Annotated in this window: 8 protein-coding genes; 1 reads left to right on the top strand and 7 read right to left on the bottom strand. The window is 36.1% G+C overall.

The features are described from left to right. A partial coding sequence (locus TE34_RS01860; protein WP_047983132.1) for a transposase occupies window positions 1-894 on the top strand: 894 nt, incomplete at its 5' end. Between the two features lie 209 nt (window positions 895-1,103). On the opposite strand, the gene gatB is transcribed toward TE34_RS01860, so the two are convergent. The 7 genes from gatB to TE34_RS01830 all read right to left on the bottom strand — a co-directional run bounded on the left by gatB (window position 1,104) and on the right by TE34_RS01830 (window position 9,108). Further along, a complete protein-coding gene (gatB, locus tag TE34_RS01855; RefSeq protein WP_047983131.1) occupies window positions 1,104-2,534 on the bottom strand; it encodes an Asp-tRNA(Asn)/Glu-tRNA(Gln) amidotransferase subunit GatB in 1,431 nt (476 codons plus the stop codon). Then, on the bottom strand, window positions 2,534-4,000 hold the full coding sequence (gatA, locus tag TE34_RS01850; RefSeq protein ID WP_047983130.1) for an Asp-tRNA(Asn)/Glu-tRNA(Gln) amidotransferase subunit GatA: 1,467 nt from the start codon (window positions 3,998-4,000) through the stop codon (window positions 2,534-2,536). The genes gatB and gatA overlap by 1 nt, the downstream gene beginning before the upstream one ends. Window positions 4,001-4,013: 13 nt before the next feature. Next, the gene (gatC, locus tag TE34_RS01845; RefSeq protein WP_047983129.1) at window positions 4,014-4,304 is read right to left on the bottom strand and encodes an Asp-tRNA(Asn)/Glu-tRNA(Gln) amidotransferase subunit GatC; all 291 of its coding nucleotides are present in this window, start codon (window positions 4,302-4,304) and stop codon (window positions 4,014-4,016) included. Between the two features lie 243 nt (window positions 4,305-4,547). Further along, window positions 4,548-4,700 (bottom strand): hypothetical protein, encoded by a 153-nt coding sequence (locus TE34_RS20900; protein WP_157037558.1) that lies wholly within the window; start codon window positions 4,698-4,700, stop codon window positions 4,548-4,550. Window positions 4,701-4,713: 13 nt separating this feature from the next. Next, window positions 4,714-5,979 carry a helix-turn-helix domain-containing protein gene (locus tag TE34_RS01840; RefSeq protein ID WP_047983128.1) on the bottom strand — a complete coding sequence of 422 codons (1,266 nt, stop codon included), beginning with the start codon at window positions 5,977-5,979 and terminating at the stop codon, window positions 4,714-4,716. A gap of 295 nt (window positions 5,980-6,274) precedes the next feature. Beyond that, window positions 6,275-7,822, bottom strand: coding sequence for an L-glutamate gamma-semialdehyde dehydrogenase (gene pruA / locus TE34_RS01835; RefSeq protein ID WP_047983127.1), 1,548 nt, complete (start codon window positions 7,820-7,822; stop codon window positions 6,275-6,277). Window positions 7,823-7,989: 167 nt separating this feature from the next. Then, window positions 7,990-9,108: a CamS family sex pheromone protein gene (locus TE34_RS01830; protein ID WP_047983126.1), complete on the bottom strand. Its 1,119-nt coding sequence runs from the start codon at window positions 9,106-9,108 to the stop codon at window positions 7,990-7,992. Window positions 9,109-9,111 lie beyond the last annotated feature (3 nt).

Genomic DNA, 9,111 nt, shown 5'->3' with positions numbered 1-9,111 from the left:
ATAAATAATTCTAAAAGATTAAAGGACGCCTTTGGCGTTTCGAAAGGCAATTCGCTAGAATTGGCACGCGCACTGGCATCCTGTATCTATGATATCGAAAATAATCTAATTGTGAAAGCATTAATTACAAAATGTACGGATAGTGAGCGTCACTTAGCTAAAGAATTACTGGAATCCTTCAAGGAGAACCTTACGGATAATGATCTATTTCTGTTTGATAGAGGATATCCATCCATCGATTTCTTCGACTATCTTGTAGACATTAATGTAAAGTTTATTATCAGAACTCCCATCAATAATTATAAAGCTTTCATTGATCCATCTATTCCAGATCAACTAGTTGAAATTAAGAAGCAGGGTAAGATAGTACGATTACGTGCTATTCGAATTAAACTATCTTCTGGACAAGAAGAATTACTCCTAACGAATATTGTAGATAAGAGGTTCAAACTAGAAGATTTCAAAGTACTCTATTTCAAAAGATGGGGAATTGAAAGCAAGTTTGATGAATTAAAAAACAAACTGAAGCTTCAGAAGTTTACAGGTGATACTCCACTATCAGTGGAGCAGGATTATTATGCCACTATGTTTCTATCGAATATGGCGTCATTTATGGCACATGAAGTTGATGAAATTATTTTGAAGGAACAAGAAGGAAAGAATCTAGAGTATCTATACAAATCAAATACCAACATAATAATTGGTAAATTAAAATCAAACCTTATTCATTTGATATTAGAAGATAATCCGAGAAAACGAAATAAAATTTACAAACAGTTGCTCGAAGAAGCAAAAAGGAGTAGAATCCCAATACGACCAGGACGAAGTTACAAACGACGTACTAGAAACTTGAGCGCTAATAGAAATGGATTAGTACAGAAGGCTGCGTTATAACCCGCTCTAAATAGAATAGGATGCCTACCAGGGGATGAAAAAATAGATATTTCCATCTCCCGGGCATCCTATTGCCTTTTTTATGTTGTATCAAAATTCACTTAAACTTTAATAGGATAAATGAGATTTGAAGAACTAATTAGTTTAACTGTGGTAAAAAATGTAAACTTAACTTAATGACATTGGGGACAGTCCCCCTAAAGACTATTTTATCGCTTATCCATTTCTTCAACTAAGATCTTGTTAACCATTGGTGGGTTAGCTTGGCCTTTCGTTGCTTTCATCACTTGTCCTACTAAGAAACCAAGTGCACGGTCTTTACCATTTTTATAATCAATAATCGATTGTTCATTATCATTTAGAATGCCTGTAATTACTTCACGCAATTGGCCTTCATCGGAAATTTGAACAAGTCCTTTAGCTTTCACGATTTCTTCTGGGTCGCCACCATTCTCCACAAGTTCTGCGAATACTTTCTTCGCTATCTTGGAAGATATAGTTCCGTCCTCAATTAGTTTAATCATTTCCCCTAATGATTCTGGGGTTAATGCTAACTCGTGAAGTTCCTTATAATGCTTGTTCATGTAACCAGAAACTTCACCCATTAACCAGTTAGAAGCCTGTTTCATATCTGCGCCATTATTCACTGTTTCTTCAAAGAAGTCCGCCATTTCTTTGGAGTTCGTTAAATTAGCCGCATCATATTCGGATAAGCCTAATTGCTCAATATAGCGTTGTTTACGAGCATCTGGAAGCTCAGGGATTTCACTCTTGATGCGCTCTTTCCAAGCATCGTCAATGTAAAGTGGTACTAAGTCAGGCTCAGGGAAGTAACGGTAGTCATCCGAACCTTCTTTTACACGCATCAGAATGGTTTCTTTCGTTTTTTCATCATAGCGACGTGTTTCTTGCAAGATTTCTCCACCAGAAAGTAATACTTTTTCTTGGCGTTTCTCTTCAAACTCCAGACCCTTTTGAACAAAAGTAAAGGAGTTTAAGTTCTTCAATTCTGCTTTCGTACCGAATTTTTCTTGACCATAAGGTCGAAGAGAAATATTTGCATCACAACGAAGGGACCCTTCTTGCATCTTGACATCAGAAACACCTGTATATTGAATAATTGTTTTTAGTTTCTCAAGGTAAGCATATGCTTCCTCTGGAGAACGCATATCAGGCTCGGATACAATCTCAATTAATGGTGTACCTTGTCGGTTAAAGTCCACGTATGAGTATCCATCATCACCGTGCGTTAGTTTACCTGCATCTTCTTCTAGGTGAACTCGGGTAATACCGATCTTTTTCTTTTTACCGCCTACTTCGATTTCAATCCAACCATGTTCTCCGATAGGCTGATCAAATTGCGAGATTTGATATGCTTTAGGATTGTCTGGATAAAAGTAGTTCTTACGGTCAAATTTCGTATTCGTTGCAATCTCACAGTTAAGTGCCATTGCAGCTTTCATCGCAAAATTAACCGCCTCTTCATTCAACACTGGTAATACTCCAGGATATCCTAAATCGATTGGGTTAACATTTGTATTTGGGTCTGATCCAAACGCGTTAGGGCTAGGACTAAAGATTTTAGATTTTGTTTTAAGTTCAACGTGTACTTCAAGACCAATAATCGTTTCAAAGTTCATTAGTTAGCACCTCCAAGTTGAGGTCTTTTTGTATGATGATCCGTAGCTTGTTCATAGGCATGAGCTGCACGATAAACCGTACTTTCATCAAAATGCTTACCAATAATTTGTAAGCCAATCGGTAAGCCTTCCGGTGAAAATCCACACGGAATGGAGATTCCTGGCACCCCTGCAAGGTTTACTGGGATTGTTAAAATATCATTCACATACATTGTTAATGGATCATCTATTCTCTCGCCAACTTTGAAGGCTGGAGTCGGGTTAGTTGGTCCCATAATAACATCATATTCTTCAAAAATTTTATCGAAATCATTTTTAATTAACGTACGTACTTTTTGTGCTTTTTTATAGTAAGCATCATAGTAACCAGAGCTTAAAGCAAAAGTTCCTAGCATAATACGACGTTTTACCTCTTCGCCGAAACCTTCACTACGAGACTTTTTGAATACGTCAATCATGTTTTCCGCATTTTCTGAACGGACACCATAACGAACTCCATCAAAACGAGCAAGGTTTGCTGATGCTTCGGATGAAGACAACAAGTAATACGTTGCTACTGCATATTTCGAATGTGGTAAAGAAACTTCTTCCCATGTAGCACCTAATGTTTCATACACTTTTAGTGCTTCTAGAACAGCTTCTTTCACTTCCGGGTTAACCCCTTCGGCAAGGTATTCTTTAGGTACAGCAATTTTTAATCCTTTTACATCACCGGTCAAAGCCTCTGTGTAAGAAGGAACGTCAACATTAGCACTCGTTGTATCCATTTTGTCATGACCTGCAATTACTTCTAACACACGTGCATTATCTTCAACCGTTCGAGTTAATGGCCCAATTTGGTCTAAAGATGACGCAAATGCCACTAGTCCAAAACGGGAAACTAGTCCATATGTAGGTTTTAATCCGACCACTCCACAAAATGATGCAGGCTGACGAATCGATCCACCAGTATCCGATCCTAATGAGAATAATACCTCACCAGCTGCAACTGCTGCTGCAGAACCACCACTGGATCCACCTGGAACATAATCTGTATTCCATGGATTACGAGTTGGTGTGAAGCTTGAGTTTTCATTAGAAGAACCCATTGCGAATTCATCCATGTTTAGTTTACCGATCGTAATAGACTTTTCCGCATTTAATTTTTCTACAACCGTTGCATCATAAAGTGGATCATTGAAGTTGCGTAAAAATTGGCTAGCACAAGTTGTGCGTATGCCTTTCGTTACAATATTATCCTTAATACCAGCTGGAATTCCGAATAACTTTGCAGTTATATCAGACTCAGCATCTAATTCTTTCGCTTTCGCTCGTGCATTCTCTTCATCTAAAGTTAGGAATGCATGAACCTTATCATCTACTTCTTTAATTCGATCATAAGAAGCATCTACAAGGTCAGTAGCTGTGATTTCTTTATTATGTAATTTCGCTTCGATTTCTTTAATACTATGGTCAAACAAAGACATTCATTTTCCCTCCTTATTCTAGAATTGATGGTACACGGTATTGTCCATCTTTATGATCAGGGGCATTTTTCAATGCTTCTTCTCTTGTAATCCATTGTCTAGGCTCGTCCTTGCGCATTACGTTTTTCAAATCTAATACGTGAGTTGTCGGTTCAATACCATCCGTATCTATTTCATTTAATTGCTCTGCAAATGTAATGATGGAACTTAAGTGTTCTGTAAACATTGCAGCCTCTTCATCCGAAATTTCAAGACGTGCTAAGTTTGCTACATGTTTCACTTGTTCCTTTGTAATTTCTGCCATTTTCCGCACCTCCATAAATCTAAGTTTATCATTTATATATTAGGGTAAAAAGCTTTTACAATACTATTGATAATAGCAGAATATCCTAGTAATAGGCAACTTATCCAGTATTTTGGAAAGAAAAGATTTCATTTAAACAAAAAAAAGACCTGAAATAGCTTCCACACTATTTCAGGCAATATCTATCATATAGTAATAGGGTAAAAAACATAGATTACTGACAAGCTTAAGTAAATTGATTAATTAGTAAAGACTCACTGGAGAAACACTAGACATTTTCAAGATGCTAGGTTCTGCTTCTCCATGCGCTAAATCAGTTGACTGATTATCCTGCATGAATAAAAATCCTCCCATTAGAAGTGTTCCTAAAGCTAATGAAGCAAATAGTTTTTTCAAGATTATCCCCCCTTTACAAGTTTACTATTTCCTCATAGGTGAGGTTAGCTAATTTATAATATTTAACAGAGTCCTTATACTTACCAACACTTTCAAAGTGCTTTGCCAACATATTGGAAAATAGAATTAAATTTCCATGATCCTTATGTTTCTTTAGGTAAGGTATAAGATCCTCTATTACTAACGTGGTAAATTGTTCGTACTGTTCATTGATAGCATATATATATGAATGAACTATATAATAATATAATTCATAAAAAACATTATTCTTTGCTAAATTCAATAACTCTTTTGCTTTTTCAGTTACTTCTAGTGCTTTTTCGAGATTATAGGCTTTATAGTATTCTTTTATTAAATTTGTTATAGCTATCAATCTTTCATTTAAGCCTACCGACTCATCGTCAATTGCTGCTAGGTAATGCTTAATAGCTTCTTTTGAATCCCCTATTGCAGAATACAAATAACCTAGGTTTTGATTAGTTAACTGGATAACTGTATTATTCTTATTTAGTTCACCCAGATGTTTAGCTAAGTTATAGTGTTTAATCGCTTTTTCATACATTTTAATTCTTCTATATGAAATACCTAAAAGAATATGACATTGAGCACATCGTATAAAGTTATATTCCTTTTGGAAAATATCAATTGCCTTATTCGAATACTCAATAACTTCAAGTGTGTTTATCAATTTACTATGTGTGACAGCTATAGTGTATTGTAAATCGGCAACTTCTGAATCAGGAATATGAGTCTGATTAATCTTGTCCTCAGCTAGTTTAAACAATTTCATCGCTTGATTATATTCATTATTTAAAAATGAATAGTTCCCTTTAAATTTATACCAATAATACAAATGATTATTATCAAATGAACTAGAAACTTCATTTAAACTGTTAATCTGTTCCAACGCGTTGTCATATTGACCTAAAACAAGAAAATATCTTATTTTATGTATCTCGAACAACATCAAACTATCGGATCGAACTATTGTCATTAACTCATTAAGTTCTTGAAACTTTTCGACGATTTGTTCCTTGTCATTAACCTCAAATAGCATATTAAACCATCGTTCACATTTTTCCTTGATTGTAATATCCTTATCACTATCTAACTCAATCCCTAAACGCGTGCAAAGCATACTCACAACTTCAGGGCTTGCTTCTGTACGAAGATTTTCAATCTTAGACAAATAGCTCATAGAAACAATGCCTGCTGCTAGTTCTTCTTGCGTCATTCCTTTTTTGACACGTTGTAATTTAATAAAGGAGCCGATTTCCATGTTACTTTCCTCCTACTATTTGTCTCTGAATCTATCTGTTAAATCTATGATAGCATATTTTTCTAATTTTCATATTGGGAAAGTTGGGGGTAAAAAGTACTAATAAATCGCTAAAAACTTTCCTACTTTCCTAAATTGAGGAAAGTAGGAAAGTTTTGATAGAAAAATCAGGGTTAGTTTGTAGAAAGTTGTAGAATTATGTCGAAATAGTATCGTTATTTGGGCGTAAATTTCCTGATTTTCATAGAATAGTAAAAAAACCTCTTTCAGTCAAATTGAAAGAGGTTTTTCGTTATTAAAGCATTTCAGATGTTGTTTTACCTTGCATGTGTTGGACTAGGTAGTCTGGACCACCTGCTTTTGAATCTGTACCAGACATATTGAATCCACCAAATGGTTGGTATCCAACGATTGCAGCAGTACATCCACGGTTGAAGTATAAGTTTCCAACATGGAAGTCTCTGCGTGCTTGTTCTAAGTGCTCACGGTTATTTGTGATTACTGCACCAGTTAAGCCGTATTCTGTATTATTCGCAATTTCAATTGCTTCATTGAAATCTTTTGCTTTCGTTAGACCAACAACTGGTCCAAAGATTTCTTCTTGCATGATACGAGCTTTTGGATCAAGATCAGCAATTACTGTTGGGTTAACAAACCAACCTTTTGAATCGTCACCTGTACCACCAACTAGTATTCTTCCTTCTTCTTTACCAATCTCGATGTATTTCATGATTTTATCATAAGAACCTTGGTCAATAACCGGTCCCATATATTTATTTTCTGCAGGGTCACCTACAGTTAATTCTTTCGTTAACTCTACAACACGATCTTTCACTTGCTCGTAAACATCTTCATGGATTACTGCACGAGAACATGCCGAACATTTTTGTCCTGAGAATCCAAATGCTGAATGTACGATAGACTCAGCTGCTAGTTCAAGATCAGCTTCCTTGTCAACAACAATAGTATCCTTACCGCCCATTTCTAGAATAGTGCGTTTCAGCCAAATTTGACCAGGTTGAATCTTAGCTGCACGTTCAAAGATATTTAGTCCAACTTCACGTGAACCAGTGAAGCTAATAAAACGAGTGCGTGGGTGATTAACTAAATAGTCACCAACTTCACTACCTGGACCTGGAATATAGTTAATGATTCCAGCAGGCATACCAGCTTCCTCGAGTACTTCCATGAATTTGTAAGCAACAACAGGAGTCACACTTGCAGGCTTTAATAAAACAGTGTTACCAGTAACCATAGCCGCAACAGCAGTTCCTGCCATAATAGCAAAAGAGAAATTCCAAGGAGAGATTACTAGCCCAACTCCTAAAGGAATGTAATCAAAACGGTTATGCTCAATAGGACGACTGTTTATTGGCATTCCATCTTTCAGTTCAAGCATTTGGCGACCATAAAACTCTAAGAAGTCAATTGCTTCAGCAGTTTCTCCATCTGCTTCCTTCCAAGGCTTACCAGCTTCTTTTGCTAGATGTGCATTGAATTCATGCTTGCGGCGGCGAATAATTGCTGCTGCACGGAATAGGATCCCTGCACGGAATTTAGGATCTGACATTCTCCAATAATTTTGGAACTTTTCATCTGCTACTTTCATAGCCTTTTCAGCAAGTTCTTTGTTTGCTTTTGATACATATCCGATAACTTCTTCTTTATTGGAAGGATTGACGGATACAATCTTATCCTCCGTAAAGATGCGTTCACCGTTGATGATTAGTGGATATTCTTTGCCAAGGTCTGCTTCAACCTTCTTTAGTGCCTCTAGTATTTGCTGTTTGTTTTCTTCTACTGTAAAGTCAGTAAAAGGCTCATGCGTGTACGGTACTACCATAAAATAAAACCTCCTCATATTAATATGCAATATATTACATATGGCTCCGCTTACATAATGTCCGAAAATGATGTTTACCAATGCTATGAAGTTCAATAAAAACGGAGTGGAATATATCCACTCCTTATTCTAACGTAATATAGAAAACTCTTCAAACAATCTAATTATTAATCAAATAGATGGACAATTGGATCTTCGTCTCCAGCCTCACGATAAATATAGCCTTCTAACTTTTGACTGGAGCTTATTTGAATTTCTATATCATAATTATTAGGGAATTTATCTTTTACCAACCCGTAGGTATATTGAGCAAAACCAATAATTTCAGATTTCCCATTAAACTCAATAGGTACCTCAATCGTCAGTTTTTGTAATTCTTCATTTACATAGAACCCTTCTCCAATATAGCCAACATAGTTAGGGAAAAATCCAGCAATTTCTTCTCCAAAAGTATTCACGATTTGTGCATCATCAAAATACTTCTCTTCTGCTTCATTAGAGGGGAAAAGAATATAATCTTCTTCTACCGTTTCCCAATCATCTATGCTCATATCATTTGCTTTGACATAGGTTTTAGCTACGAAGTTACCTGGTACAGCAGATCCAGACTTTTCCTCACGGTAGATGGTAAACACAATTGGCACTTCTTGAAGTCCATCAATTTGTCTAACTCGCTCTAACACAGTTTGGGCAATTTCTTTTCCTTTTTTAAGCATGTCATCTTCTTCTATTGTTTCATAAAATGGACCTCTACCCTCTGCATAGAATCGGTATTGTGACTTTAAAGCTAATCCGAATGACACACCAACTAGTTCCACTGTATTGTCTTCTTTTCTTTGTAAATAATTTTGCTCTAGTATATGAGTAAATGTTCTTGGATTATCTCGGTGTTCTTCAATAGTTGCATCATCATCAAGTTCTGGATTCAATTCATCAATCCACCTAAATACTGTTTTACTATCTAGGTATTGTCCTTCTTCAAAGTAATATTTATTAGGATCGAAATATTCTTTGGAATGTCGCAATAATCCTTGTTCCAATTCATCGATATCGAGTCGATTCGCTCCCATCTGATTGGTAATTACTCCCCTAGCTTTACTAGTTCTGTAAGGTAAAATCACCCGATAATCCTCTTCTGAAAGCTTATAGGTTGGAACGATAGAAGGTTGACCTGTAGGTTCTTCCTCTTTTTGTACAACTTCATCCTCTGTATCGTCATTAAATTTAGGTGTACATCCCGTCAGTAAGAGGAGTGTCGATACCAATAATATACTAAATCTTTTCAAAGC

The organism is Ornithinibacillus californiensis (assembly GCF_001038485.1).
Lineage (GTDB): Bacteria > Bacillota > Bacilli > Bacillales > Amphibacillaceae > Ornithinibacillus > Ornithinibacillus californiensis.
This window is presented reverse-complemented; position numbering and strand designations above follow the sequence as displayed.

What these genes read in the sequence shown, in the direction of transcription:
- gatC (WP_047983129.1), bottom strand. Translation starts at nt 4,304, where the DNA reads ATGGCAGAAATTACAAAGGAACAAGTGAAACATGTAGCAAACTTAGCA.
- gatA (WP_047983130.1), bottom strand. Translation starts at nt 4,000, where the DNA reads ATGTCTTTGTTTGACCATAGTATTAAAGAAATCGAAGCGAAATTACAT.
- pruA (WP_047983127.1), bottom strand. Translation starts at nt 7,822, where the DNA reads ATGGTAGTACCGTACACGCATGAGCCTTTTACTGACTTTACAGTAGAA.
- TE34_RS01840 (WP_047983128.1), bottom strand. Translation starts at nt 5,979, where the DNA reads ATGGAAATCGGCTCCTTTATTAAATTACAACGTGTCAAAAAAGGAATG.
- gatB (WP_047983131.1), bottom strand. Translation starts at nt 2,534, where the DNA reads ATGAACTTTGAAACGATTATTGGTCTTGAAGTACACGTTGAACTTAAA.